The following is a 25,411-nucleotide window of genomic DNA, read 5'->3' as shown; positions in this document are numbered from 1 at the left end:
ATGAATGGACGCATGCGGACTACTGTTTTTCGGGGGAAGAGGGCCTCCCCTCCGGCTCCCGAGTCGTTGATGAGCGAAGGGCCCGCCACCGTTTCAGCCTCTCGGCCATTTCCTTCTCCTCGCCACGATGGATCGGCTCGTAGAAGCGGCCGGGAACGATTCCATAGTCTTGTGGAGAGATCGCCTCGGGATAGTCATGACTGTATTGGTAGCCCACTCCGCGGCCCAAACGGGCTGCGCCGGCGTAGTGAGCGTCACGGAGAGAGGGGGGAACGGAAACGGTCTCTCCTTTCTCCACCGCCTCGATCGCCCGATTGATCGCCGCATAGGCAGAGTTGCTCTTCGGCAGCGTGGCGAGATAGATCACCGCTTCCGCCAGGGGGATTCGGCCTTCCGGCATCCCAATCTGCTCCACCGCCTGGCACGCAGCGACGGCGAGAGGAAGAGCCGATGGTTCGGCAAGTCCGACGTCTTCCGACGCCAGGATCACGAGCCTGCGGGCGATGAATCGTGGATCTTCTCCGGCGACGAGCATCTTCGCAAGCCAGTAGAGGCTCGAATCCGGGTCTCCCCCCCGAACCGACTTGATGAATGCCGAAATCGTGTCGTAGTGCTCATCCTGGTCCCGATCGTAGCGAGGCATCTTCCTCCGACACGAATTCTCGGCGGCTTCCCGGTCGATCTCGATGTTCCCGTCCGGAGAAGGCGGGGTGGAAAGAACGGCCACCTCCAAGGCGTTGAGGAGCCGGCGGGCGTCCCCCTGTGCCGCGGCAAGAAGGTGTTGTCGGGCCAGCGGATCGAGTCGGCACTGGAAGCGGCCGAGACCGCGCTCGGAATCCTCCAGGGCGCGGGAGAGGATCTGATCCAGTTGAGTCGCAGACAGGGGAGTAAACTCGAAGACTTGCGATCGGGAAAGAAGAGGAGCGCTCAGAGCGAAGCATGGGTTGTGCGTCGTCGCCCCGATCAGGCGAATGACCCCCTCTTCCACTCCGGAAAGCAGAGAGTCCTGCTGCGCACGATTGAAACGATGGATTTCATCCAGAAACAAGATCGTCGGCTCTCCCCGCCTCGAGAAATGGACGGAAGCACGCTCCAGGATCTTTCGCAGCTCGGGCACGCCCGAATCAGCGGCGTTGAGCCTCGTGAAAGGCCGCTTCGTCGCGCAGGCAACCGCTTCGGCGAAAGACGTTTTACCGCTGCCGGGAGGGCCGAAGAGAATCACCGAGCCCAGCCGGTCGGCATCGACAAGGCGGCGCAGCGGCTTCCCCGGGGCGAGCAGAGACTCCTGCCCCACGATTTCCTCAAGGCCGCGCGGCCGCAGTCGTACCGCCAAAGGTGCGACCTCCGAAACGGGTGATGCGGTGACGCTTGCGATCGGGAAGAGTTCGTCCACCCTCGTAGGATACCGTAAGTCGGCGCCGACGACAAAGATTGCGGCATCCGGCCGCCGCGAGGAGAGCGGTCAGGAGGAGCCGCTACTTTTCGATGACTCCCAGCTCCACCCGCCGATTCCGGATATAATCTGCTTCGCTGTGGCCGCGGGCTACCGGTCGGTCTTTTCCATAGCTGATCGTATGAAGTCGCTGGGGCGAAATGCCGAGGCCGATGAGATATTCGCGGACGGCGAGGGCCCGCCGTTCTCCGAGACCTCGATTGTATTCCTCGGTCCCCCGCTCGTCGCAATGGCCTGCCAAGAGAAGCAACCTATCCGGGTTTTCGGCCATCCACTGAGCTGCCTTTTCCAGCTTTCCTCGCTCTCCGCTCGGAATGGCCGAGCTGTCGAAGGAAAAATAGACGGTCTCGGCGCGAAGCGGAGCATAGTTGACATCGGTTTCCGGATTAAAGTCCCCGCGGCTAGGCAGCGGAGAGGTGGTGAGGGATTCCTCCTCCGGAGCGGAGACTCCGCCGTTCTTCTTAGGCTTGGCGCAGCTCGCAAGAGAGACGAGGAGCACCAGCGAAAGAAAGAGTCCGGTGAAGTGGCGGATCGAACCCGAGCGGCGAAGGAGCGGTAAGGAATTCATGTGCGTTCAAGGGGAGACGGATGGTTCGGAACAACGGGAAAGGCTGTTCGGAAGAGGAGCGGTCTGTCTGGAAACCGAATCCATGAGATAGAGGGACCCCCCGCGGGCAAACACCAGGTGGCGAGAGTTCCTCGTCCAGGATGGATCCTCCCCTCCGCCGCTACTCAACACGACCGCTGTCGCTGACGAGAGGGCATACTCGCCGATTTGAAATTCGCCGGCGATCCGGGCGGCATAGGCGATGTTTTTGCCGTCGGGAGACCAGTCGGGCTCGGAGCTATAGGCATTCCCCGTCAACAGACGGCGAGCCGATCCTCCCTGGGCGGAAATCACGAAGAGCTGCACACTTCCCCGCTCGTCCGAAGTGTAGACAATCTCCTGGCCGTCGGGAGACCAGCAGGGAGAGGTATTGGTTGCCCGATTGCGCGTCAGTCGATGAGGCGCCCCACCGTCCACCGGCATGAGGTAGATTTCCGGATTGCCGTCTTTACTCAGGGTCAGCGCCAAGGTCAGGTCATCCGGGGAGAAGGCGGCGCCCGAATTGATGCCGGGGAAAAATGCGACTCGGCTCCGCGTCCGTTTGCCGAGTTTCACGATGTAGACATCAGGATAGCCGCTCCGATAAGAGGTGTAAACGAGAAGGGCGCCGTCGTGACTCCAGCGAGGATGGGCGCTGATCGAGCGGTCTGCGGTGATGCGCTGAACGTTCGCTCCGTCTATATCCATGACGTAGAGCTCCTTATAGCCTGTTTCCTGTGAAATGAAGGCGACGCGGCTGGTCGCGAACCCGGCGACGCCGGTGACCTGCTGCGTGACCATATCGGCAAATTCATGGGCGATCCGGCGCAGATCTCCGGCAAAGGTGCGCTCTACCGGCGGAGTTTTTTGATGCCGGTCGACGAGGCGGCCGGTGAGTGATCCGCCGCTCACCGTGGCGGATGCTTCGAAACGCTCGTGAGCGCCCGAAGTCACCTGAATCAGGAGGGTCCGGGTCAAATCGGCGCTCACGATGGCATGCGCTTTGGCCCCTTCCGGGCCGCTAAAGGGAAGCAGGGCGACCGCTGCCTTGCCCCCGGTGACCTCGACCTGACTCCAGGATGAAGAAAGAGGCAAAACCAACAGGAGGAGGAAGAGGACTCCCCGCGCAGCTCTCGACTTTCCGATACGGACCCAATCAGTGTACCATGCGGAAGGTGACCGTAACGGCTTCGGCCACGTCCTGGGGACGGGGCTCTCCCACCGTTTCCACCTGGTGAGCTGCAGCCAAAACGGTGCGGTCGAACTCCTCATTATCCGATGAGTTAAGGAGGACAGGTTTAGAGATGCGACCATCCTTGGCAACGAAAATCCGTACCCTTGCGACAAGGTTTTGGCTCGAAAGGTGGAGAGGTTGATCCCAAGCGGCGTAGAGACGGTCTCGAATGAGAGCATAGTACCAGTTCGGCCCAAGCGAGGGAGCATTCGAGGAGGAGCCACCCCCCTCTCCATTGCCGGGCGGCCCGGTTTTGGGCTCGCTCGGTTTCGTCGAGGGCTCGACGCTGCGGTGGGTGACCGGAGGCGGCTTCGAAGGGGTTGCCTCCGCCGGGAGAGTGCGGCTCACTTCGACCAGGTTGGGACGAATGGAAGGCTTCCGGGGAGGCTCGACATGCTTTTTCACCACCGGGACGGAGGGCGCCGGCTTCACGGGAACGGGAGCGGGGTGGATCGAGGACGAGGCGGGCTTCGCCGCCTTCTCCGCGCGGGCAGCCGGAGAAGGAGTTCTCCTTTCGGTAGGTTCGGCAGGGGAGGGTGAAGAATCGGCACGAGCTTGCGGCGGAGAATGGTTGCCGGCCCCCGTCTTGTCCACAGAAACGGGGGAGAAGAAAGCCGCAGGAGCAGGGCGGCTCGCTACGAACTTGGCGAGCACGAGGAGAAGAAGCAGGGCGAGAAGATGGCCGGCGGCGACCAGCGGATAGGTTCGCCGGAAGGCCCGGGCATGGGAAGGCTGCTCCTTCGGAAGGGATGGCTTGCGGGAGATCGAGTCTCGCGTCACGGCAGTTCCATTCTGATGGCGGAAGGAGAGGGGCGTCAAGGGGTAGCGGGAGGAAGGCCCGCAGCTTCCTCGGCATGGACGAGAGCCACTTGGGGAACTCCCCCGGCTTGGAGCGTGTCGAAAACGCTGACCAGTTCCTGGTATCGGAGATCTTTGTCGGCCCGGACTGCAACCGCCAGATCCGGATGAAGCCGGAGTGCTTCCGCAACCCGGCCGGGAAGCTGAGCGATCGTGATCGGCTCACGATTCCAAAAGAGACCGCCCGCCCGAGTGACCGTGACCGTCTGGACCGAGTGGGGGTTGGGAGGCCGACGGTTGGCGGCGGCTTGCGGAAGGGAGACGTCGATTCCGCTTTCCAGGAGCGGCGTCGTAATCAAAAAGATGACCAGCAGGGTGAAAGCAAAATCGAGCATGGGAGTCACGTTCAGCTCGGCAAAGCCTCGCGCCGACATTCTCTGGGAAAAGCGCTTCATGAGTCAGGCTCCAGAAAGGAGCGCTCCAACTCGCTCTGCAACTCCGCTGCAAAATTCTCCATTCGGATCGTATGCGAACGAATCGTCGCAATGAGAAAATTGTACGCAAAAAGGGCCGGGATCGCCACCAGAAGACCGGTCACCGTGCAGATCAAGGAGCCCGAGACTCCCGGCGCCATGGCGGCGAGGGATGCCTTTCCCACGATCGCAATGTCGCTGAACGCGTCCATCACCCCCCACACGGTTCCTAAAAGGCCGAGGAAGGGCGCTCCGGACGCAGCGGTCGCCAGGAGCACCATCTGCTCTTCCAGGAACAGGCCCTGGATGCCGAGCTCGCGCTCGATCGCTCCCTGCACCGCCTTGACCGCAGGCGGCTTCACCAGGATATCGGGAAGGAGCTTTTCCGGAGGAGGTCCTCCTACGACCGAGGGGAAATGGGCTTGGTGCAGGAGTTCTTGAAAGGCGACCGCATAGACGGCGTGCTCCGGAGAGCCCGGGAATCGCTCCCGGTTGGCATAGGGCACGTACCAGGAACCGGGACGAAGTCTCTCGAGAAAACGCTGGGTCTGGCGCCGCGCGAAACGAAGCTGTCCGAACTTAACAAAGATAACCGTCCAGCTCAGCGAGGAAGCCAGGAGGAGCAGGAAGAGGATCAACTTGCTCGCCAGAGTCGCCTTTTCGAAGGCGTAGACCAGCCCGCCGGCGGCAAAACAGTTGACCAAACCCAAGCTTTCCATAAGCTGGGAAGAGCATGCGCGTTTGGCGCTTCGGCGTCAAACGGACCGAGCATGTCGACCGTGGCTCTCATGGCAGGATGGCACTGTTTAGAACGTACGCCTAGCGGTCTCTGGCGCCTCGAACTCAGGCGGAGGCGGCTTCTTTCCCAGCGCCGAGCAGCCGTCCGAGCGAATCCACTTCCTTGTGGAGGGACCTCTTCGGCTTAGGCTGGCAGACGGAGGATCCAGCAAACTTGTACAACGGCGGCTCCTCTTTGCGACGGTCCCGCTTCCGAATTCGGTCTTCCCGGCCGCTCTCCCCGCCCTGTCGCTCCCTCTTGCTCATAGAGGAGGCATCGATCCGCAAAGACTGGGAAAGGCGCTATCGGCGGATCCAGAAACGGCTTGGCCGGGTACGCGCGCGCATCCATGCGTTTCTATCCGGCGAACGAGAGCGCTTCCGTTGCTGGACCCAAAAGCAGTTTCCCCGATTGGCGCGGGAACTTGCGCGAGCGGAAGAATGTCTCCATGCACTCCGACGGCTTGTCTTCGAGGTCGAGTCGATGAGCTGCCTCAAAGAGCAAGGTCCTGCCTTGGCTTATCGTCATCTGTTGGAGAGGCGCTCCTCCGGGCGCCCGTCGCAGACACCCGAATCGCCGAAGGATTCGAAGGGCGGGTGCCTCGATTGGGCAATCCGAGAGGCCGGGGAGACCGGGGAGAGGCGGAGGCGGCTGAAAAAGGCATACCGGATCATGGCCAGAAGACTCCATCCGGACGTGAATGGGGCGGGAGATGGGAAGCAGATGGAGCAGTGGAGGGCCGTACAACTCGCCTATCAGGCGGGTGACCTCGAGCTATTGGAGTCCATGTGCCTCCAGGACGACAGCGCCATGGTCGAAGGAGAAACGCTTTCCTGGCTGGCCGAAAGGGTCTCGCAAGCGGAGAAGACCCTGGCACGCTTGCTTCAAGAACTCGGAAATTATCGAAAAGATTTGGCATGGGGCTGCGGACGAGGCGCGTGGGAGAAGACGACGGGACCGAAAGTCGAGGCCTGGCTTCGGACGCGAATCGCCGAGGCAAAGAAGGAAGCACGCACCCTGAAATATCGAGTCCGGCGGTGGGAACGAGAGTTGGAACGGATGTTTCCTGCGAAGCGGGATCGTGGATGGGAAAAACTGCCCGATGCAAACTGACCAGGGTTCTCCGTCTCCGGCAAGGTCCGGATTGCCGCCGCACGAGAAAAGGAGCCTTCGGGTTGCGGGGCTGCTGGCCTCCCTCTGGTGCGTTCTTCTGACGCTCTTTGCCTATCAGGGCATCCTGTCAGGATGGGAGGAGAAGGTCGCCCGCTGGGAAGAGATTCCCGCTTCCGATTCGAAGAGCAGCCACTTCGCTCTCATCGCCATCGACCACATTCCGGCCGACCGGCCCTGGCCATGGCCTCGGCTCGAATACGCCCTTTGCCTGCGCGGACTGCTGGAACAGATTCCTCAGAGCGTCGTCTTCGAGGTTCTCTTGAGTGAAAACGGGACGAAGATGAGCTCCTTCGATCAGACGTTTGCCTCTCTTGTCCGGCGCATGGAGCATGTCTGTTTCGCGGCGGATGCGCTGTTGGGCGAGCAGCAGGGGGAACCGCTCCCCCCCAGGGCGATGCGCCTTCCGGGCGCGGCCAAGCTCAGCGACTTGACAGAGTATCGCTCCGTGATCTGGCCGGGAGCAACCTTTGCCGGCGCAAGCCCCGTCGGGTTAGCCAATCTCGATGTCGGCTCCGAGGAGGTCCGCTCTCTCCCGTTGGTCTTCCGAGTCAAGGAGGCACTGGTTCCCTCTCTGGCGCTGCAGGCGGGGGCCGTCTACCTCGGGGCGGATCTGGCCCAGGCGACCGTGCGCTTGGGTCACGCCATCATCCTTCGCGACCGGCATGGGAAGCGACTCCGGACGATTCCCGTGGATGCCGAGGGGCGGATCGCCCTGCGCTATCGCCACTCCCCGAAGACCATCCCGCGCGTGGATTACGATAGTTATCTCGTTTCTGCCAATCAGGCATCCCGAGGACGGTTGAGCGAAGACGAGCTTCCCCTTCTTCGCGGGAGGCAGGTCTGGATCGGCGTGACCGATGGAGCAATCGTTCCGAAAATGGTGACTCCGTTGGGGCCCATGACGCCCGTGGAACTCCAGATGCAGATTACCCGACAGATCGTCGAAGGAGATCTGATCCGTCCGCTTCCCTGGTTTCTCGCCGCCGTGATGGCTTTTGCCTTCTGCCTTTGGGGGGCGCGACTTTTCGTCAGGCTTCCTGTCCTCGGCGCCATCTCGGCCATTGCCATTCTCTTCGCTTCTCTGGTCGCCGTCTCCGTCGTCACCTTTTTCTTCGTGGGTCTCACCCTTCCTCTCTGTACCCTCCTGCTCTCCGCCCTGGGTGCTGTCCTTTGCGGAATGGCGGTGCGTCTGTGGAACTTTTCTCCCTTGCGGCAGACCCGATCTTCCGAGGCGCAGACGCTTGTCTTGGAAGTGTCCGCTTCCCCGCCCCCCTCCCGCACCGGCTTTTCCGACCCAGTGCAGGAGAATCCGGTAAGAAGCCCTTCCGCTCCTAGCGCGGGCGGCAGTCCCCCCTCCCCGTCCCGATCTCGCCTGCAAGGCGCCTTACGGCGCCTGGAAGAGCGCCGTCGAATCGAGGGCCTTTCCGATCAAAATGGCGATCTTGGCAAAGGATAAGCAGGCGGACATTCTGCCTTCCGGGAACCGGAGGAAGCAAAAACCGGGTCGCCCAAGGGGAGGATCTTGCCTTGAAGGGGAAAAAGGGGCATGGAAGGAGGGAACGGCGGACGAAAGGGTGAAAGGTTGAACGGTCTCCCGGAGCTTTTCGATATTGTGGATGCCGCAGACCGCGTCGTCGGACAAAAGACCCGTGCGTGTGTTCACCGGGACGGACTGCGCCACCGCGCGGTTCACGCGCTCCTCTTCAATGCGCGAGGAGAGATCTTTTTGCAAAAACGCTCGCTTGCGAAGGATCTCAATCCCGGGGTTTGGGATTCTTCCTGCAGCGGCCATCTCCACGCGGGGGAGACCTACGAGCAGGCCGCCAGGAGAGAGCTCGGCGAGGAACTCGGTCTCACCCACCCGATTTCTCTTCGGCCGGTCTGCAAGCTCGACGCGCAGCGAGAAACCGGCAACGAGTTTGTCTGGGTCTATCTTGGGGAATCCGACGGACCTTTCCGTCTGGATCCGGAGGAGATCTCCGAAGGGCGATTCCTCGGGATCCCCGATCTGGAAAGGGAAATTCGTGTTGGCCCGGATCTTTTTTCCCCGGTGTTCGTTCACCTGTGGAGCCGACTACGACACCAATTTCTCCTCCGTGCGGCGAGGTAAGGCGTTGTCGGACGCGTCGTGAACGAAGCGATCCGGCGAGGTTGAGCAAGCTGCTCTTCACCCTTCCCCTGCTCGTCGCGTTGAGCGCTTGCGCTCAGCTCCAGCTCCGATCTTCCCAGCCTCTGTTCTTCGACGTCGACTTGGATACGGAGATCCGGAGTCCGCCTCTGCAATCCGGGGCCCGAGCCCCGGCGAGCAATCTGCAGCAGAGAAGACGAATGCGGATGGCGGAGGTGCAGTCCTTGAAGAACGCCCGCATCATCGGGGAGACCAGAAACGGGTATCTCCAATTCGTCGCCGAACCGCAGGAAAGCGCCTACCGCTCCTATGCGGTGCGAATCGTCGAGGAAGAGAATCGATCCCGCTATCTTTTCTATTCGGCCGAGGCCAGAAAGCAGGGCGAAAGCCTATCCCGGGTGGAGGCGCACTACGGAGAGCGGTGGCAGGACGACGCTTTCCCCGGGGAATATGTCCAGATGCCCGATGGAAGCTGGAGCAAGAAAGAAGAGCCGGGGGAAGGGAAACGGGGATAGCGAGCCTGCAGGGCTCGCCCATCAGCGAAAGGGGGTGGGCGCTTGAATGTTCGGGTCGGTCACGAATACTGAGGAGGTTAAGTCGGGAACCCGTACTCGATGGAAGGGAGGTCCAGGGTGCTCCGGCGGAGCTGCCGCCCGGCCGATCGGTTCCACGCGCTCGGGAACGAACACGGCCAAAAATTCGTCGGTATGGGGGTCGTATACGGAGAACGGAGCGACATAGCCGCGCAGGCGATAGTCAAAGTCCTGATCAGCGGTCCGTTTTTTATTCAGCAGTCTCCACGGCGCGACAACGCCTCCGGGAGTCTCCTCGAATACGACCCATTTGGCGGCCGACCAGGGCTCATTGGCACGTTTTACCCAACCCCATCCACTTCCATCCTTGTCGTACGAACGGTGTCCGACAAACTCCTCGACCTGCACGCCCGCTGGTGGAGTCAATGGTTCCGGGGCCTGCTGCGGAGGCGGCAGGACGGGTTGCGCGGATGCGACGGCTTCGCCGGCCGGAGTGGCGGACGCATCGCTCGGATTTGCCGAAGGGAGAACCGGCGCGGGTGGTGGAGTCGCTTGCGAAGGGAGCTCCTCTCCGTGCGCCAAGGAAAGCAAAAGGAGAGAGGAGAGAAGGCCGCCCAGCGAGAGAGAGCGGCGGGCGAGGATCACTGGGTCCACTTCGCTCCCTTGGACAGATACGGCAGGCTTGCCGTGGCATAGTCCGTGCGCCCCACGGCGCCGACCATGGGAAGCCCGAACCGTCGCTTCCACCAGAGAGAAAAGTCCTCCCCTGTGTGGCAGCCCCAGCTTTTCACCGTTGCCCGCCGGAGAAACGCCTTCCGCTCGATCTGACGCAGATCCTTCTCATGAAGGTATCCCTTCGACATGTTGTCAAAATAGGTGCTGTAGTCGAACATCAAGCAGGCTCGATTCGCATGGCCGAAATAATCCAGGCTCCCAATCGGCATGACTTTCCGATCATGTCCGGCATTCATGTAGTTGACGAGCTGCTCGGTGCTGTCGAACCAGAGGAGAGCGAGTTTCAATTCATTTGCCTGGTCGACGATGTTGCGGAGGATGTCGAGCTTCTCTTCCTGGCCGCGAGAGGCGTAGGCCGGTCGATAGACGAGCCATGTTATGGTGATTCCCGACCTTCCTTGCGCCTGCAACTGCAACTGCTCGAGTCGGGCAACGGCCGCCCGAATGAAGTTGCCCCAATACTTGTCGTGTGAATCGGTTTTGCCGTGTTCGAAAAATCGAAGCGCCGGTCCACCGCTGATCACGATCCACTCCTGTTGCGTGGGTTCCTGCGCCGGCAGTTGAGGAATTCCGCTTAGGAGCAGGAGGGCCGAGAGTAGCGCCGGGCCCAGCCAGCCGGACCAACGGCTCCGGAAGGAATAGAAAGAATCCACGGAAGGAAACTCAACCATCGGTGAGTTTTGCGTCGGGAGGAAGCCCCTCGAAGAGCGCATTCGGGATGAGATGACCGAGCTTGTCCACCTTGGCTTGCAAATAGCGCCGGTTGTACTGGTTCGGCTCCCCATGGAGAGGAATGCGCTCCACGATTTCCAGCCCATACCCTTCGATCCCGATCCGCTTGATTGGATTATTCGTCAGAAGCCGCAGGCGATGCACGCCTAAGGCGCGAAGAATCTGGCAGCCGATCCCGTAATCCCGGTTGTCCGGGGCGAAAGCAAGGGCGACGTTCGCCTCCACGGTGTCGAGCCCCGCCTCCTGAAGCTTATAGCTCATCAGCTTGTTCAGCAGGCCGATCCCCCTGCCCTCTTGTCGCAAATAAAGGAGAGCCCCTTTCCCCTCCTGCTCGATTCGCGCTAATGCAAGCGCGAGCTGCTCCCCGCAATCGCAGCGCAACGAATGAAACACGTCTCCGGTCAGGCACTCCGAGTGGACCCGAGTCAGCACGGCTTCCTCCGGAGACCAAGTCCCCTTCGTGAGCGCCAGATGTTCCTGCCCGGTCAGTACGTCCCGAAAGGCGGTCAGGGAAAAATGGCCGAAGACGGTCGGTAGAGACACGGTAATGGCCTTTTCTACCAGCGACTCTGTCCGCAATCGGTAGGCGATCAGACTCTTGATCGTGACAATGTTCAGATGGAACTCGGAAGCCACGCGAAGGAGGTCGGGTACTCGGGCCATCGTTCCGTCTGCGTTCAAAATTTCGACCAGCACTCCCGCAGGGAAAAGCCCAGCCAACCGCATGAGATCCACGGCCGCCTCGGTATGCCCTGCGCGCCGGAGCACCCCTCCCTCGGCTGCCCGGAGCGGAAAGATATGGCCCGGCCGGCAAAAGTGGGCAGGCACCGCATGGGGATCGGCCAAGGCACGAACCGTCTGGGCCCGGTCGGCCGCTGAAATCCCGGTTCGGGTACCGATCGTGTAGTCGACCGAAACGGTGAAGGGAGTCCCCTGGAGAGCCGTGTTCTGCTGCGGAGCAACCATCCAAGCCAGGCTGAGCTCGTCCGCCCGTTCCCGGGTGATGGGCACGCAAATCAACCCCCTGCCATGCTGGGCCATGAAATTGATCGTCTCCGGCGAGCAGAGCTGTGCGGATGCGACGAAGTCTCCTTCGTTCTCTCGATCCTCATCGTCGACGACGATCACCAACTTTCCTTGGCGAAGATCGTCGAGCACTTGTTCAATCGAAGAGAAGGAGGAATGGGTCATAGGGGATAAGGGGATCGACCAGGCTTGAGCCGGCGGTCAAGGTGCCGAAAACGCCCTTCGGGCAGTCGACCGCGTATTGCATAATAAGGGAGACAAAAAGACGGAGCAGCCGAAAGAATTGCCCATGACAAGGAGATTTTTCTCTCTATCGCGAGATTGCTTACTATATATTCGATGATTAATCTCGGCGCAAACCGATGCGTGCCGTTCTCCTCTCTTTTTCTTGTTTTCTCTCTTTCTGGGCGATTTGCTCCTCCTCGGCGGGGGCCAAGACCGCCTGGGAACGGGACTTCGCGCAAATCGCCGTTCAAGATCATGGAAGAAAGAAACCGCTGACGAGTTTTGCCAGCGAAAGCTGTCTTCTGCTCACCGGCAAACAGAGTGTCGCCCTACCCGATCGGGGGAAGATGGAGGCGCTGCCTCTCCTGCTCTCCCTTTGGCTCTCCCCCGATGGATGGGAAAAGGAGCCCATCCTTCTGGTCGGCGAGCCGATCCTGCGGGAGGCCCTCGGCCTTCCCCCCTCGCGGACACGCTTTTCCTATGACGAATTGAGCAGCAATCCGGCCTTGCGGGCTCTCGTGCTCCGCTTAGGAGCCAGTGGGAGATCGGCCGAGGGGGAGGACTCATCCCAGGCTCAGATCGAACGAGCCGTGCGCGGGCTGACGGATCGAATGGATCTTTTCTCGCGTATTGTTTCCGGTAGCGCCTTGACGATCGTTCCCGAGCCGGCGGGAACAGAGAAGAAGTGGCTTACGCTCGCCGAAGCGAAGGCGGTCTACCCGGTCGAGGTCACGACGAAATTGGAGGAGTCTTGGGACAAGATGCGGGCCGCCGTGCTCTCCGGCAAACATGCGGAAGCCGGCACCGCCGCCTTGGCCCTGGCAGAGGAGCTGCGGAGCCTAAGCCCTGCCCGCTACCCCGAGGCGGGGAAGCTCCGCTTCGAGGAAGCCTATCGCGAACTCCAACCTTGGCGATGGGCCTGGATCTGCTACGCCGCGGCGGCGATTTGTCTTGCTTTGACCAGCGCATGGGGGCGCCGGCTCGGCTATTTCGCTGGATGGGGCTTGGCTTTGACCGGTCTTCTCTTCCAGATCTACGGCTTTGCCTGTCGAATCTTGCTGGCCGGCCGGCCGCCGGTCACGAACATGTACGAGTCGGTGATCTGGGTGGCCTTCGGAGTCGTCCTGTTCGCGCTCCTGCTCGAAGCGGTCTACCGCTCCCGCTATCTTCTTCTGGCCGCGATGCCGATTGCGGTTCTCTGCCTTCTTTTCGTTCAAACCCAGCCCCTGATTTTCGATCCCTCTCTCCAGCCCTTGGTCCCGGTTCTCCGGAATAACTTTTGGCTCACGGTCCACGTCCTGAGCGTCACGTTGAGCTACGCTGCCTTCGGCTTGGCGCTCGGATTGGGAGATCTCTATCTATGGAGATGGTTGCGGCAAGCTCCGGACAAAAAGCGGCAGGAGCCCATTCTCACACAATATATCTACCGCTGTCTGCAGATCGGCGTCTTCTTCCTTGCGGCCGGGGTCGTGCTTGGGGCGGTTTGGGCCAATTATTCCTGGGGCCGCTTTTGGGATTGGGATCCGAAAGAGACTTGGGCTCTGGTGTCGCTCCTCTGCTACCTGGCCCTGCTTCACGGACGCATCGCCGGCTGGTGGGGCGAGTTCGGCCTCGCCATCGGCTCCGTCCTCTGCTTCCTGAGCGTTCTGATGGCCTGGTACGGAGTCAACTATGTGCTGGGCAAGGGTCTGCACAGCTATGGCTTCGGCAGCGGTGCGGTCGGCCCCGTAGCCGGCTTTGCTCTGGCCCAACTCCTCTTCGCCCTCTGGTGTTCCTGGGCTTGGTGGAAGCGGCGGGCGGACGAACGTGGGAGAGTCGCCCCGGTCTCCGCCTCGCAAATCAGCCGTTCGTAAGCCTGCTTCCCCTCAGCGCTTCGGCAAGGGGGCGACGTCTATGCCGAGCGCAGCTCTCTTCGCCACCGCTCGATCTCGGCTCGCACGAAGATAGGGCGGGAAGAACCCTCCGTCTGCCTTCTCTCGATCGCCGCTCGAGGGCTCCAAATCTCGTTCCATTCGCTAGGAAGCTTGGGGTGCAGAGGAGCAACGTCTTCGGCGGGAAGCTCGGCAAGGGAGACTTCCCTCGATTCGGCGAGAGCGACCAGCCGGCCGACCGCGTGATGGGCCTCCCGAAAAGCCATCCCATGATTGACAAGCCAATCGACAAGATCCGTGGCGAGCAGCATGGGATCGGAAGCGGCCTGCTCGCACCGGTCCCGATGGACGACGACGCCGGGGATCAGTGCCGCCAGGATCCGCAAACAGCCGAGTGCGGTGTCGGCACTATCAAACAGGGCTTCTTTATCCTCCTGTAGGTCACGGTTGTAGGTCAGAGGCAGCCCCTTGAGCAGGATCAGGATCGAAAGAAGATTGCCAGAGAGGCGACCCGTCTTCCCGCGAACCAGCTCGAGTGCATCCGGATTCTTCTTTTGGGGCATCAGGCTCGATCCCGTCGTGAAGCCTTCCGGAAGCGACGCGAGTCCAAACTCGCTGCTCGACCAGAGAATCAAGTCTTCCGCAAAGCGGGAGAGATGCGTTCCAAGCAGTGCCAAAGAAGCCAGGTATTCCACCACGAAGTCCCGGTCGCTCACCGCATCCATGGAGTTGCGCGCCACTTGCGAGAAATGGAGAAGTTCCGCGACCCGATGGCGATCCAGAGGAAGCGTGCTCCCGGCGAGCGCTCCGCTCCCAAGGGGTAGAACGTCCGCCCGCTTCCGGCCCTCACGGAGCCGGTCGGAATCGCGGGAAAGCATTTCCACATAGGCCAGCAGATGGTGGGCAAGCAGAACCGGCTGCGCCCGCTGGAGATGCGTGTAGCCCGGAATCAGGACATCGACGTCCCGCTCCGCCCAATCGACCAAGGCCGACTGGACGGCGCGAATGGCTTCCCTGTCGGAATCGATCTCTTCCTTCACCCAAAGCCGCAGGGCCGTGGCGACCTGATCGTTCCGGCTTCGGCCGGTGTGCAGCTTTGCTCCGCACGGAGTGCGGGCGATCAGCGCCCGCTCGATATTCATGTGGAGATCTTCCCAATCGGTCGACCAGGGGAAAACGCCTTTAGCAATCTCTTCTTGAATGGCTTCCAATCCGCGGACGATCTCTTCGCGTTCTTCGGCGCCCAGCAGACCCGCTTCGTGCAACATGGTCGCATGAGCGATGCTTCCGAGAATATCGTGCCGATAGAGACGCTGGTCGAAGCTGACCGATTCGGAAAAACGTCGGAACAGGATATCGGGTGTTTCGTGGAAACGGCCTCCCCAAGGCGAAATGGAGGGATTCATAAAGAGCGGGCGCGATGCCTCCCTGGGGCGGCTGGAGAAGACGGAGCCGCTGCGTGCAGAAGCGCTTCGGTCTCGCTTCTGGAAAGGAGCCGGTATTGACCGGCCGCAAGCGAGCCGAGAGTGAGCGGGCCTAAAGCCACGCGGACAAGCCGAATGACCTTATAGCCGAGACCTTGGAACATCAGCCGGATTTGACGCTTCATTCCCTGATGGACCACGACGCGAACGCGCCGCGAGCCAAGGAGATGGAAGGAGTCGAGGGAGGCCGTTCGCCCCTGGATGCGGCATCCGCGGAGAAGGGTAGCGACACGAGTTGCCTCCAAAGGATGATCGCATTCCACCTCGTAGACCTTCGAAACTTTGTGTCGCGGGTGGGCCAGCCGTTGGATCAGGAGACCATCGCTGGTGAATAGCAGGAGCCCTTCGCTGTCTCGATCGAGACGGCCGATATAACGGAGGCTTCTCCAGCGCGGAGGCAGAAGTTCGTAAACGGTCTGGCGTCCCCGGGGATCGGAGGAGGTGCAGAGAAATCCTCTCGGCTTGTGGAGAAGAACCGTAAGGGTCGACGCGGGATGCACCGGACGACCATCAATGGCAACTGCGTCCCCCTCCTCGACTTGAACGGCGAGGCCGCTTTGGACCAGCCCGTTGACCGTCACCCTGCCTTCGAAGATGAGCGGTTCCACACCCCTGCGGGATCCGAGGCCGCAGCGGGCTAAGTATTGATTGAGACGCATGGCAGTGGCTGGTGCTTCAGACAGATCTCCCCATCCTCCCGAACCGCATTCCACCCGCCGGCTAGGGTGAACTGGCTGGCGCTGCGCCGTCCGTGGGCGATCCGCCGGACCGACTCGACGTCGTCCAGGGAAAGGTCCGGGACGCCTCGCCGGCGAAGCCAGAGATGGATCAGCCGCCGCTGCCGGCCCAGGGGAGAGTCCTGAAGTTCCGCGATCGAGAGTCTGCTTCTCTCGGCCCTTTCACGGACAAGCTCGGTCATCCACTCCTCTTCGGCCACCCTCACTCGGCAGAAGCGGAGCAAGGAGCGACGAATATGGGGAGAAAAGCGCTCCTCCAGATAGGGGAGAAGCTCGTGGCGAACTCGGTTTCGAAGGTAGCGGCGATCCTGGTTCGAGCGATCCTCACGCCATGAAAGTTTGCGAACTTTTGCGTACTCCCGAAGCAGGCTCCGTTCGACCCAGAGAAAAGGCCGGCGAAGGCATAGACTGCCGTACGCTTCGGTTTCCCGCATTCCCCGCCCATGGGAGCCTGCACCGCGCAGCAGTTGCAGAAGAAGGGTTTCCACTTGATCGCCTGCATGATGGGCCAAGGCGAGATCGCGGCATTCCACCGAGCGGGCGGCTCGCGCGAAAAAGTCATATCGCCGCTTCCTCGCCATCGCCTCCGAACCCAATCCGCCCGAGGCGGCCTTTTCTTCCAGGAAAGGAAGCCCGTAGGAGGCCGCAAGCCGCCCGACGAAGACCGCATCCTCCCCACTCTCTGGACGCCACCCGTGGTCCAGGTGAAGAACGATCGGCTTCTTCCCGGCTAGAACCAGCGAATCAAGGAGTACACAGGAGTCGAGCCCTCCGGAAACCGCGGCGAGAAGCCGGACGGGAAGCTCTGCTACGGCGGAGTGAATCCGATCGAGAACGGGAGAGGCAGGATTAGCCGGGTGCACGGATTGTAGAGAGCAGCATAGAGGGAGTCGGGAAAGGACGCAAGGCAACGCCCCAGGTCGGGCGAAGGCCCCGGGAAACCTTCATCCCGAGGGAGGCTCTTCTTCGGCAAGCGAGAGTAGATAGGAGTAGGGATAAATGCCCGTTGCGTGGCCGTCCGCCCAGACGATCTGGAGCGCATATCCTCCGACCGGCTGGAGGGAGCGCACGACAAAGCTTGCCGGGGAATAGTTCGTCTGCTTGGGAGCAAAGGTCGCCGTCGCGGTGCTTTCCCCCTGACAAAGGGCGCAAGGACAGTTGCGCCGAAGAAGCTCCAAAGGGAGGTAACTTTCCCTGCCATCCACCCATCGGATCGCCAGTTCGGTGCCGATGGTCTGAGCATCCGCAAGAGCGAGCGAGGAGGGCACGAGCAGTTAGGCCGGGCGGCGCCGGCGTTTCACCTTGAGTTGAGCGAGAGACCGGGCCAGGAGAGCAGCCGTGGCCGCTTGCTCCTCTTCGCCAAGCTCTTTTTGGCGCAAGGCCTGCTGCGCCCGCTCGACCGCTTCCGCGACTTTGGCCTCCTCGATCTCCTCTTCGTAAAGGGCCATGTCGCACAGAAGCACGACGCGGTCCGCGGAAATCCGGACAAAGCCTTCTCCGACCGCGAGGACCTTTCGCTCTTCCCCCGTTTGAAGCACAAGCTCTCCCGGCACGATGCGCGTGATCAAGGGCTCGTGATTCGCAAAGACGCCCATTTCTCCTTCCACTCCGGGAAGAGTTACCATTTCTGCGTCCTGCGCAAAGCGCACCCCTTCCGGAGTGACGATATGGACCTGGAGCTGACTCATTTCCCGCTCGCCACAACCTGGTCCATCGTGCCCTTCATGTAGAAATTCCCCTCGGGCACCTCGTCGTGCTTTCCGTCGAGAATTTCGCGAAACCCCCGAATGGTTTCGGCTACGGGAACATATTCCCCCTTGGTCCCGGTGAAGATCTCCGCGACATGGAAGGGCTGGCTTAGGAAACGCTGAATCTTGCGGGCCCGGAAGACCGTCTGCTTGTCCTCGGGGGAGAGTTCGTCCATGCCAAGGATCGCAATGATGTCCTGCAAGTCCTTATAGCGTTGAAGAACGCGCTGCACGCCTCGGGCCACACCATAATGGTCCTCTCCCACGATGTCCGCCGTAAGCGCCTTCGAGGTCGAGGCAAGCGGATCGACGGCAGGATAAATCCCCTGCTCGGCGATCGACCGCTCCAGGACGATCGTCGAATCGAGGTGAGCGAACGTATTCGCCGGCGCGGGGTCGGTGAGGTCGTCCGCAGGGACGTAGACCGCTTGAAACGAGGTGATCGAGCCGCTTCGGGTCGAAGTGATGCGCTCCTGCAGCGCTCCCATTTCCGAGGCGAGAGTCGGCTGGTAGCCGACGGCGCTCGGCGTGCGGCCCAAGAGAGCGGAGACCTCGGAGCCGGCCTGGGAGAATCGGAAGATGTTGTCGATGAAGAGAAGGACGTCTTGATTCATCTCGTCCCGGAAATATTCCGCCATCGAGAGAGCGGAGAGACCGACCCGCAGCCGGGCTCCGGGCGGCTCGTTCATCTGCCCGTAAACCAGGGCAACCTTGGATTCGGAGAGATTTTCCAAGTTGATGACCTTCGCCTCCGCCATCTCGTTGTAGAGGTCGTTTCCCTCACGAGTCCTTTCGCCCACGCCGGCAAAGACCGAAAAGCCTCCGTGCGCCTTAGCGATGTTATTGATCAACTCCATGATCACGACGGTCTTGCCGACGCCTGCGCCCCCGAAGGCGCCCGCCTTCCCGCCCCGAAGAAAGGGGCAGATCAAGTCGATGACCTTGATCCCGGTCTCCAAAATCGCAGCCTTGGTGCTCTGGGCCGCCAGATCGGGTGCTCGTCGATGAATCGGGTAATGCTTCGTCGCGGCCACGGGACCGCGCTCATCGACCGGCTCCCCCAGCACGTTGAAAATCCGCCCGAGGACCGCAGGTCCCACAGGCACCGAAATGGGCGCTCCCGTGTCTTCCGCTTCCATGCCCCGACGGAGCCCATCGGTGCTCGACATAGCCACGGCCCGAACCCACCCTTCGCCCAGATGCTGCTGCGTTTCGAGCGTGAGCTCGACGGGAGCATCCTCCCGTGTGAAGCGGACCAACAGGGCGTTGTAAATCGCGGGAACCTCCGCTTCCGGGAATTCGAGGTCCACGACCGGACCGATGACTTGGACAATTTTACCTGTACTCATGAACGATTTCTCCTCTCCGCGCAGAGCCTCACTCGAGCGCAATCTGCGCCGTGGCGATTTCTAAGAGCTCGCGGGTGATTCCTTCTTGGCGCGCCCGATTGTACTCGAGCGTCAGATCGCCAACCAACTGCTTCGCGTTTTCGGTCGCATTCTTCATCGCGATCATGCGGGCGCTATGCTCCGAGGCAAGGCTATCCAGAATCGCCAGATAGATGTTCCAGTCGACGAAAAAGGGCAAAAGCGCATCGAGGAGCTCTTCCGGCGAAGGCTCGAAATTGTCCGGCACCGCCGGCGCCGCCGCTGCAGGCTGGCCCTGGGAGAGGCTTTCCCGCGCAAGTGGGACCAGCGGGCGAATCTCGGTCGTCTGCACCAGGGCGTTGACGAAGTGGGAATGCGCGATCTCGATTGCATCGATCTCTCCGCTCGCAAATTTGTCCAGAAGGAAGCGGCTGATCCGCTTGCTTTCCCGGAACGTCAGGTTGTCGCGCAACTCGAAATCGGCGGCAAGCAGCGTCGCCCCCGTGGGGTTCGGCAAGTTGGCAAGAAAGCTCCTCGCCTTTCGGCCGACGCTGACATAAACCCGGTCGGGTGCATGCCGATGGAAAATCTCTCGGAAGAGGTTGGTATTCAGTGAGCCGCAAAGTCCCTTATCGGTCGCGATCACGAGCACCGCGCGCCGGCGGACCGGACGCGGGTTGAGCAGAGGATGCCGGAGTTGATTCGCCTGCGGAACGAGGCTCTGCGCGATCTCCTCCAGAAGCTTATGATAGGGCCTGCCTTCGAGAGCACGTAGCTGGGCTCGTCGCATCTTGGAGGCGGCGACCATCTGCATCGCTTTCGTGATCTGGGCGGTGTTCTTGACCGACCGGATTCTTCTTCGAATTTCGCGGGTGCTGGCCATGGGGAGAGTGGCGGAAAGCGGGTCGAGCGCCTACGCGGTATAGGTTTGCGTGAAGTTTTCGAATGCCCCCTTGAGCGACTTCGTGATCCCCTCATCGAAGGCGCCTTTTTGACGAATCTCCTCGAGGACCGCCGGATACCGGCTTTGGAGAAATTGGACGAGCTTTTCCTGAAACGCCTTGAGCTGCGGCACCGGCACCGCATCGAAGAAGTTGTTCTGCACGCCCCAGAGAGTGGCCGCCTGGACTTCGATTGAGATAGGGTTGTACTGGGGTTGCTTGAAGATTTCCACGATCCTCGCGCCGCGGTCGAGCTTGGCCTTGGTCGCGGGATCCAGGTCCGAGGCAAATTGAGCAAAGGCGGCCAGTTCGCGGAACTGGGCGAGTTCGAGCTTCACTTTGCCGGCCACCTGCTTGATCGCTTTGATCTGCGCCGCCGAGCCGACCCGCGAGACGGAAAGCCCCACGCTGATCGCCGGCCGAATGCCTTGATAGAAGAGATCGGTCTCCAGATAGATCTGACCGTCGGTGATCGAGATGACATTCGTCGGGATATAAGCGGAGACATCTCCGGCCTGGGTCTCGATGATCGGTAGGGCCGTCAAGCTTCCATTGCCGTACCGCTCGCTCGTGCGCGCCGCTCTCTCCAAAAGGCGGGAGTGGAGGTAAAAGACATCGCCCGGATAGGCTTCACGCCCGGAAGGACGCTTCAGGACCAGGGAAAGCTGGCGATAGGCGACCGCATGCTTCGAGAGATCGTCGAAGACGACGAGGGCATCCATGCCGTTCTCCATGAACCACTCGCCCATGGACGCACCCGCGAAGGGCGCGAGATATTGGAGCGTCACCGGCTCGGAAGCCGCCGCGACGACGACGATCGTATGGGCAAGGGCGTCATGGGAATCGAGGACATCGAGCACACGCGCGACGTTGGCGTTTTTCTGGCCGATGGCGACATAGATCGAGTAGAGCGGCCGGTAGCCGGGATTTCCCTCATTGGCGCGATTGATCCGGGCCTGATTGAGGATCGTGTCGACCGCGATCGTGGTTTTGCCCGTGGCGCGATCGCCAATGATCAGCTCCCGCTGCCCGCGGCCGATGGGGATCATGCTGTCAATTGCGGCAATCCCGGTCTGGACGGGCTGACTGACGGAGCGGCGCCGGATGATTCCGGGCGCAATCCTCTCCACCGGATAGAAGGTCGCCGACTCGATAGGGCCCTTTCCGTCCAGGGGCTGGCCCAAGGGGCTGAGCACCCGCCCAAGAAGTTCCTTTCCCACAGGGACATGAAGCAGCTTCCCTGTCGAGCGCACCGGGTCTCCCTCGCGGATCTCGGTGAACTCCCCGAGAATCACCCCGCCGACCTCCGTCTCCTCGAGATTAAGAGCCAGGGCGCGGATCGGCTGGCCGAAGGAGTCCCGCCGCTCGGGGAATTCCAGGATCTCGTTCATGCCCACATTGCCGAGCCCTTCAATTTTCACGACGCCGTCGCCCGTTTCCCGGACGGTGCCCACATCGGTCTTGGCGACTTCCCGCCGCAGGTCGGCGATCCGATTTTCGATCTCTTCGAGTAAGGTGCTCATGGTAGTGAAAGTGATGTGGGTTGGGTGATAGAAACGGAACGATTCTTAGGCTAACGAAGATTCCAATCTTTGCAACCTCTGGAAGATGGAACCGTCCCAGACTGTGCTCCCTTTCTGGATGCGCATGCCGCCGATCAGCTGCGGACGGACCGAGTAGCGCTTTTCGAGCGCGGCGCCGTAGCGGGCTTCCAGCTCGGAAAAGAGCGAGCGGCCCTCGTCCGGCAGAGGGGCCGCGCTCTCGATGGAGAGGGTGTTTTCGGCGACCCGGTAGGCGATCAACCGGCGAAGGCGCTGCAGGATCGGAAGATAGCCGCGCGGCTTCTGATCGAGAAGCGCCGCCACGACTTGCCGCACCCGCCCCGGATCCAGGGCCTCGCCATCCAGGCAGAGCCGGAAGAGGATCTTTGCTTTGCGTCGCGCCTGCCGGGAAATCTTCACGTCGAAACGCTTCCCTTCAGTTCCTTTGGGCGTCCGCGGCGGGCAGAGTGTCGCCGCGATTGGGAGAAGAAAGTTGCGCCACGGTCTCTGCTCGGAGCCGCTCCTGGTCCTCGGCGGAAAGCACTTTCCCGGAGACCTTCGCGGTAAGGGCGAGCACGAGCTCTCCTACCTCACGGCGAACGACGGCACGGCTCTCCCGCTGCTCCTGCTCCGTCCGCGCCCGAGCCTTCTCCAAAATGCGCTCGGATTCCTCTGTCGCTTCCTTGAGCAGCCTCTCTCCCTGCAGCCGAGCCGTCTGCTCGGCATCGGCGATGAGTTGGGAAGCCTGCGCATTCGCTTTTTGCAGGATCTCCCTTCGCGCCTCTTCGGCCGCCGCAAGCTCCTTCTGGATGCGCTCGGCGTTTTGCAGGCTTTCCGCGATGCGCGCCCGGCGCTCTTCGAGAAGCCGCAGAACCGGTCGAAAGGCGAACCGGTTCAAGACCCAGAGAACGATCGCGAAGTTGATCGTCTGGGCGATGAACCTGGGCCAGTCGATTCCGAGCTGAACGAGTGCGTCCCCCATCGATGATTACCTTCCCACGACGAAGAAGACCAGAATCGCCAACCCTTCCGAAAGCGCCATGCCCAGAAGCGCGGTCGTAAAGACGAGGCCGAACGAGCCGGGATTGCGGCCGATCGCACCGGCTGCGCCCAAGGCGGCCAAGCCGACCCCGATCGCCCCACCGGTGGCCGCAAGACCTACTGCGATATTTCCACTCATTTCCGCAAGGAACATCATACGAGTCACTCTCCTAGTTTCTACTGCCTGGTTTTGTCTGGTTCAGGATTCGGGCCGACGCCGCGGCCTGAAAGCATCTCACTTGTGGGACTCCTCGTGGGAGCAAAGAGTGCCCGTGAAGACGATCGCAAGAAGCGTAAAGATCAAGGCTTGGATCAGCGCCACCGCGAATTCGAAGAAGTAAAACGGAACGGCCGCAAGGCCCCCCAACATACCGGTCATGAGCACAAGCACCGACTCGCCCCCGTAGATGTTGCCGTAGAGTCGCATGGCCAGGGCAATCGAACGAATCACGATCGACAGCGCTTCCATCAGGCCGACCGCGAAAAAGAGGACGGCGAGCGGGATCAGAATCCACCCCTTCATGCCGCCCTTCACCCCGAAGATATGAACGAGAAGCCCCCAAGGGCCGTGGTGATACTTGAGAGCCCAGTAGAGACTCACAAAGAAGTAGATCACGGCCATGGCACTCGTCATGTTGGCATCCGAGGTCGGAGGACGAAGAAGGGAGATGTGGGGGTGCTCGACGGAGTACGGCAGGTGCGAGCCCGGCTTCGCTAGCCCAAAGCCGATCGTGCCGACGCCGGGAATTAAGCCGGTCAGATTCGAGACGGCGATAAAGATGAAGTAGGTGGCGACGAGGGGAAAGCACCAGTCGGCAACCTTGGGCTCCAGCAGACCTCGCGTGAGACGCTCCAAGCCCTCGACGGAAGCCTCGATCGCGTTCTGCAGGCCCGAAGGCACCATCTGCAGGCGGGTGGTTCCCAGGCGGATCACGAGAAAAAGAAGCAGAAGAATCACCCAGCACTGCACCATTGATGCCGTGATCGGGAGCGGACCCAGAGAGAAAAGGGTGGGAGCCGCAGGATGAACAAGCGGTGGATGGCTGCTAGCCTCGGCCGTCGCTAGGAAAAACATTGAGCTTCCTCCTTTAGGGGAGGAGAGGAGTCGATGCAAAGAAAAAATGAGACAAAAATGGGCAAGCGAAGATCCAGAGGCTGCGAGAAGTTCCTTTCTACCCGTGAGCGGAAGGGTCGAATGAGGCGAGCTCGACGGCGACCAGCCGGTGGACTAGGTCGATCGAGACCCCCGTGGAGTGAGAGAGCGCGAGCAGATAGTGATGAAGGTAGCTTTCGGCCGTCAGGGCCTGCACGGTCGCGGCCAGTCGATGCAGGGCTTCCATCGGGCGGGCCACCTCCTGCGGAGGGAGCTTGACCCTCTCGAGGAGAGCACCCTGCAAGGCATTGAGGATCCAGCCCCACATGGCCAACATCATCGGATTGCTCACGCCGCGCCGAATGTGGATCAAGCCCACGGCTGCCTGCCACTGCCAGTAGCGGGCATCGAAAGGACCTTCGAGCGTACGCCGCCACCAGCGCCGGAGAGCCATCTCCCGCTCCGCCCGCTCGCCTGAACTGAAGACGGCGGAGGTTGGAGGATGGGCGAAGAGGGTGTCGTAGAATCCCTTCGCCAGAAGGTCTTCCAGGGGAGCCAAGGCGGGCGCCAGACGCAAAAGGAGAGCCTCGTCCTCGCTCGAAAAACGGGTGGAGGGCGGAAGTTGCGCTAAGATCGATTCGGTGATTTCCGCGAGGGAGGTCGACATCGATCAGTCTCCCGAGACATGCCGAGCGCTCTTCGAGTCCAGGGAAGGCGCTACACCGCTACTCTGCCCGATGGAGGGGGACGGCGTTCCCGAGGCAGGCCCCGGCTGCAATCGTAGAAACAGCATCACGGTTCGTCTTGTAGCGGAGCCACGCCACCGGCGCAAAGAAAACTTCAAGAGAATACCGGCAGCCTCCATGCCGGAAGCGCCTGGGCGTTTCTATCCCCGCGCGGACGGGTCGAGCCCGGCGAGCTCGACCGCGACCAGGCGATGGATGAGCTCCGGGGACATCCCGGTCGAATTAGCAAGGACGGCCAGATAATTCTGGAGGTAGCTCTCGGCAATCACAGCCTGCACGGTGGCCGCCAGACGGTGAAAGACTTCCATCAGACGGCCGGCCTCCTCAGGCGGAAGATTGAGCTTCTCGACAAGGGCTCCTTGGAGAGCATTCAAGAGCCAGCCCCACATGCCGATCATCATCGGGTTGGTCACCCCGACGCGAACGTGAATCAAGCCCACCGCCGCCTGCCATTCCCAGTAGTGCGCGTCGAAGGGACCTTCGAGCGTGCGTCGCCACCAATGGCGGAGAGCCATCTCCCGTTCCGTCCGCTCGCCTCCGCTGAGAATGCGGGCGGTTTCGGAATGGGCAAACAGGATGTCGTAGAATCCTTGAACCAACTGGTCTTCGAGAGCGGCCAACTCCGATGCATGCCCGATGAGGAAGGCTCCATCCTCGTTCGAAAACCGAGCGGCCGGAGGAAGATGCGCGAAAACCGCATCGGTGACGCCAGTGAGGTTAGCGGCCATTCGATGCCCTCCAGCCCGACCTATCGGTGCTCCAGGACCTGGCTGACCTGGCTGGCTACATCCCGCGCCTCGAGGTGGATCAGCCCGACATTAGCTCCGAGGCGCGCCACCACTCCCAGGACCGCTTTGGAGCCCGCCGAGTAGATATACATCTGGCCCTGATCTCCCGAGACGCTCGTTTCCCGGAATTCCCCGCCACCGAACGTTTCGCAAATCCGCCGCCCGAGCCCCAGGGCGGTT

The 25,411-nt window shown here is 61.4% G+C and carries 29 protein-coding genes; 5 read left to right on the top strand and 24 right to left on the bottom strand.

The features are described 5' to 3' along the window. Positions 1–19: 19 nt before the first annotated feature. The 6 genes from MAMT_RS09975 to MAMT_RS09950 all read right to left on the bottom strand — a co-directional run bounded on the left by MAMT_RS09975 (position 20) and on the right by MAMT_RS09950 (position 5,263). Complete coding sequence (locus MAMT_RS09975) at positions 20–1,393, bottom strand: replication-associated recombination protein A (protein ID WP_246186644.1); 1,374 nt, start codon at positions 1,391–1,393, stop codon at positions 20–22. Positions 1,394–1,475: 82 nt separating this feature from the next. Next, the gene (locus tag MAMT_RS09970; protein ID WP_142660885.1) at positions 1,476–2,021 is read right to left on the bottom strand and encodes an OmpA family protein; all 546 of its coding nucleotides are present in this window, start codon (positions 2,019–2,021) and stop codon (positions 1,476–1,478) included. Between the two features lie 6 nt (positions 2,022–2,027). Continuing rightward, positions 2,028–3,134: a beta-propeller domain-containing protein gene (locus tag MAMT_RS09965; RefSeq protein WP_246186643.1), complete on the bottom strand. Its 1,107-nt coding sequence runs from the start codon at positions 3,132–3,134 to the stop codon at positions 2,028–2,030. A 61-nt stretch (positions 3,135–3,195) separates the two neighbouring features. Then, on the bottom strand, positions 3,196–4,053 hold the full coding sequence (locus MAMT_RS09960) for a TonB family protein (protein WP_178087071.1): 858 nt from the start codon (positions 4,051–4,053) through the stop codon (positions 3,196–3,198). A gap of 35 nt (positions 4,054–4,088) precedes the next feature. Further along, the gene (locus MAMT_RS09955) at positions 4,089–4,526 is read right to left on the bottom strand and encodes an ExbD/TolR family protein (protein WP_142660883.1); all 438 of its coding nucleotides are present in this window, start codon (positions 4,524–4,526) and stop codon (positions 4,089–4,091) included. Continuing rightward, on the bottom strand, positions 4,523–5,263 hold the full coding sequence (locus tag MAMT_RS09950; protein ID WP_142660882.1) for a MotA/TolQ/ExbB proton channel family protein: 741 nt from the start codon (positions 5,261–5,263) through the stop codon (positions 4,523–4,525). The genes MAMT_RS09955 and MAMT_RS09950 overlap by 4 nt, the downstream gene beginning before the upstream one ends. A 542-nt stretch (positions 5,264–5,805) precedes the next feature. On the opposite strand from MAMT_RS09950, the gene MAMT_RS09945 reads away from it, so the two are divergent. The 4 genes from MAMT_RS09945 (at position 5,806) to MAMT_RS09930 (ending at position 9,138) form a co-directional block, all read left to right on the top strand. Next, positions 5,806–6,435, top strand: a complete 630-nt coding sequence (locus MAMT_RS09945; protein ID WP_178087070.1) for a J domain-containing protein — start codon at positions 5,806–5,808, stop codon at positions 6,433–6,435. Then, a complete protein-coding gene (locus MAMT_RS09940; RefSeq protein ID WP_142660880.1) occupies positions 6,425–7,951 on the top strand; it encodes a CHASE2 domain-containing protein in 1,527 nt (508 codons plus the stop codon). Before MAMT_RS09945 ends, MAMT_RS09940 begins: the two co-directional genes overlap by 11 nt. 90 nt (positions 7,952–8,041) lie before the next feature. Beyond that, positions 8,042–8,605 carry an NUDIX hydrolase gene (locus MAMT_RS09935; protein WP_142660879.1) on the top strand — a complete coding sequence of 188 codons (564 nt, stop codon included), beginning with the start codon at positions 8,042–8,044 and terminating at the stop codon, positions 8,603–8,605. 41 nt (positions 8,606–8,646) lie between these two features. Next, positions 8,647–9,138 (top strand): DUF1318 domain-containing protein, encoded by a 492-nt coding sequence (locus MAMT_RS09930; RefSeq protein WP_142660878.1) that lies wholly within the window; start codon positions 8,647–8,649, stop codon positions 9,136–9,138. 21 nt (positions 9,139–9,159) lie between these two features. Here the strand turns inward: MAMT_RS09930 and MAMT_RS09925 are convergent, their stop codons facing one another. The 3 genes from MAMT_RS09925 to MAMT_RS09915 are packed head-to-tail and all read right to left on the bottom strand — an operon-like array spanning position 9,160 to position 11,814. Further along, entirely contained in the window at positions 9,160–9,810 is a 651-nt protein-coding gene (locus MAMT_RS09925) for a hypothetical protein (protein ID WP_246186642.1), read from the bottom strand. Further along, entirely contained in the window at positions 9,798–10,562 is a 765-nt protein-coding gene (locus MAMT_RS09920) for a hypothetical protein (RefSeq protein ID WP_142660877.1), read from the bottom strand. Before MAMT_RS09920 ends, MAMT_RS09925 begins: the two co-directional genes overlap by 13 nt. Further along, on the bottom strand, positions 10,555–11,814 hold the full coding sequence (locus MAMT_RS09915) for a bifunctional 3,4-dihydroxy-2-butanone-4-phosphate synthase/GTP cyclohydrolase II (protein WP_142660876.1): 1,260 nt from the start codon (positions 11,812–11,814) through the stop codon (positions 10,555–10,557). The genes MAMT_RS09920 and MAMT_RS09915 overlap by 8 nt, the downstream gene beginning before the upstream one ends. 197 nt (positions 11,815–12,011) lie before the next feature. Between MAMT_RS09915 and MAMT_RS09910 the strand changes: the two genes are divergently transcribed. Further along, positions 12,012–13,727: a cytochrome c biogenesis protein gene (locus tag MAMT_RS09910; RefSeq protein ID WP_142660875.1), complete on the top strand. Its 1,716-nt coding sequence runs from the start codon at positions 12,012–12,014 to the stop codon at positions 13,725–13,727. Between the two features lie 38 nt (positions 13,728–13,765). Here the strand turns inward: MAMT_RS09910 and argH are convergent, their stop codons facing one another. From argH to MAMT_RS09835, 15 genes are all read right to left on the bottom strand, one after another. Further along, positions 13,766–15,151 carry an argininosuccinate lyase gene (argH, locus tag MAMT_RS09905; protein WP_142660874.1) on the bottom strand — a complete coding sequence of 462 codons (1,386 nt, stop codon included), beginning with the start codon at positions 15,149–15,151 and terminating at the stop codon, positions 13,766–13,768. After that, on the bottom strand, positions 15,148–15,837 hold the full coding sequence (locus tag MAMT_RS09900; protein ID WP_246186641.1) for a pseudouridine synthase: 690 nt from the start codon (positions 15,835–15,837) through the stop codon (positions 15,148–15,150). Before MAMT_RS09900 ends, argH begins: the two co-directional genes overlap by 4 nt. 29 nt (positions 15,838–15,866) lie before the next feature. Further along, positions 15,867–16,829, bottom strand: coding sequence for a tRNA lysidine(34) synthetase TilS (gene tilS, locus MAMT_RS09895; RefSeq protein ID WP_178087069.1), 963 nt, complete (start codon positions 16,827–16,829; stop codon positions 15,867–15,869). Between the two features lie 81 nt (positions 16,830–16,910). Then, a complete protein-coding gene (locus tag MAMT_RS09890) occupies positions 16,911–17,234 on the bottom strand; it encodes a DUF971 domain-containing protein (RefSeq protein WP_142660871.1) in 324 nt (107 codons plus the stop codon). A 6-nt stretch (positions 17,235–17,240) separates the two neighbouring features. Beyond that, positions 17,241–17,654, bottom strand: coding sequence for an ATP synthase F1 subunit epsilon (gene atpC, locus MAMT_RS09885; protein ID WP_142660870.1), 414 nt, complete (start codon positions 17,652–17,654; stop codon positions 17,241–17,243). Next, complete coding sequence (gene atpD, locus MAMT_RS09880; RefSeq protein ID WP_142660869.1) at positions 17,651–19,063, bottom strand: F0F1 ATP synthase subunit beta; 1,413 nt, start codon at positions 19,061–19,063, stop codon at positions 17,651–17,653. The genes atpC and atpD overlap by 4 nt, the downstream gene beginning before the upstream one ends. A 28-nt stretch (positions 19,064–19,091) precedes the next feature. Further along, positions 19,092–19,964, bottom strand: coding sequence for an ATP synthase F1 subunit gamma (gene atpG / locus MAMT_RS09875; protein WP_142660868.1), 873 nt, complete (start codon positions 19,962–19,964; stop codon positions 19,092–19,094). A gap of 30 nt (positions 19,965–19,994) precedes the next feature. Continuing rightward, positions 19,995–21,545 (bottom strand): F0F1 ATP synthase subunit alpha, encoded by a 1,551-nt coding sequence (atpA, locus tag MAMT_RS09870; protein WP_142660867.1) that lies wholly within the window; start codon positions 21,543–21,545, stop codon positions 19,995–19,997. A 45-nt stretch (positions 21,546–21,590) separates the two neighbouring features. Beyond that, positions 21,591–21,983, bottom strand: a complete 393-nt coding sequence (locus MAMT_RS09865; protein ID WP_142660866.1) for a F0F1 ATP synthase subunit delta — start codon at positions 21,981–21,983, stop codon at positions 21,591–21,593. Positions 21,984–21,999: 16 nt separating this feature from the next. Beyond that, positions 22,000–22,545 (bottom strand): F0F1 ATP synthase subunit B, encoded by a 546-nt coding sequence (gene atpF / locus MAMT_RS09860; protein WP_142660865.1) that lies wholly within the window; start codon positions 22,543–22,545, stop codon positions 22,000–22,002. Positions 22,546–22,551: 6 nt separating this feature from the next. Further along, the gene (locus tag MAMT_RS09855; RefSeq protein WP_024808426.1) at positions 22,552–22,761 is read right to left on the bottom strand and encodes an ATP synthase subunit C-like protein; all 210 of its coding nucleotides are present in this window, start codon (positions 22,759–22,761) and stop codon (positions 22,552–22,554) included. A gap of 78 nt (positions 22,762–22,839) precedes the next feature. Continuing rightward, positions 22,840–23,679, bottom strand: coding sequence for a F0F1 ATP synthase subunit A (locus tag MAMT_RS09850; protein WP_142660864.1), 840 nt, complete (start codon positions 23,677–23,679; stop codon positions 22,840–22,842). Between the two features lie 97 nt (positions 23,680–23,776). Then, positions 23,777–24,364, bottom strand: coding sequence for a protoglobin domain-containing protein (locus tag MAMT_RS09845; protein WP_142660863.1), 588 nt, complete (start codon positions 24,362–24,364; stop codon positions 23,777–23,779). 219 nt (positions 24,365–24,583) lie between these two features. Next, positions 24,584–25,171, bottom strand: coding sequence for a protoglobin domain-containing protein (locus tag MAMT_RS09840; RefSeq protein ID WP_142660862.1), 588 nt, complete (start codon positions 25,169–25,171; stop codon positions 24,584–24,586). A gap of 20 nt (positions 25,172–25,191) precedes the next feature. Then, the coding region (locus MAMT_RS09835) for a roadblock/LC7 domain-containing protein (protein ID WP_178087068.1) at positions 25,192–25,411 on the bottom strand (220 nt) is incomplete at its 5' end.

The sequence above is a fragment of the Methylacidimicrobium tartarophylax genome (assembly GCF_902143375.2).
Taxonomy (GTDB): domain Bacteria; phylum Verrucomicrobiota; class Verrucomicrobiia; order Methylacidiphilales; family Methylacidiphilaceae; genus Methylacidimicrobium; species Methylacidimicrobium tartarophylax.
This window is presented reverse-complemented; position numbering and strand designations above follow the sequence as displayed.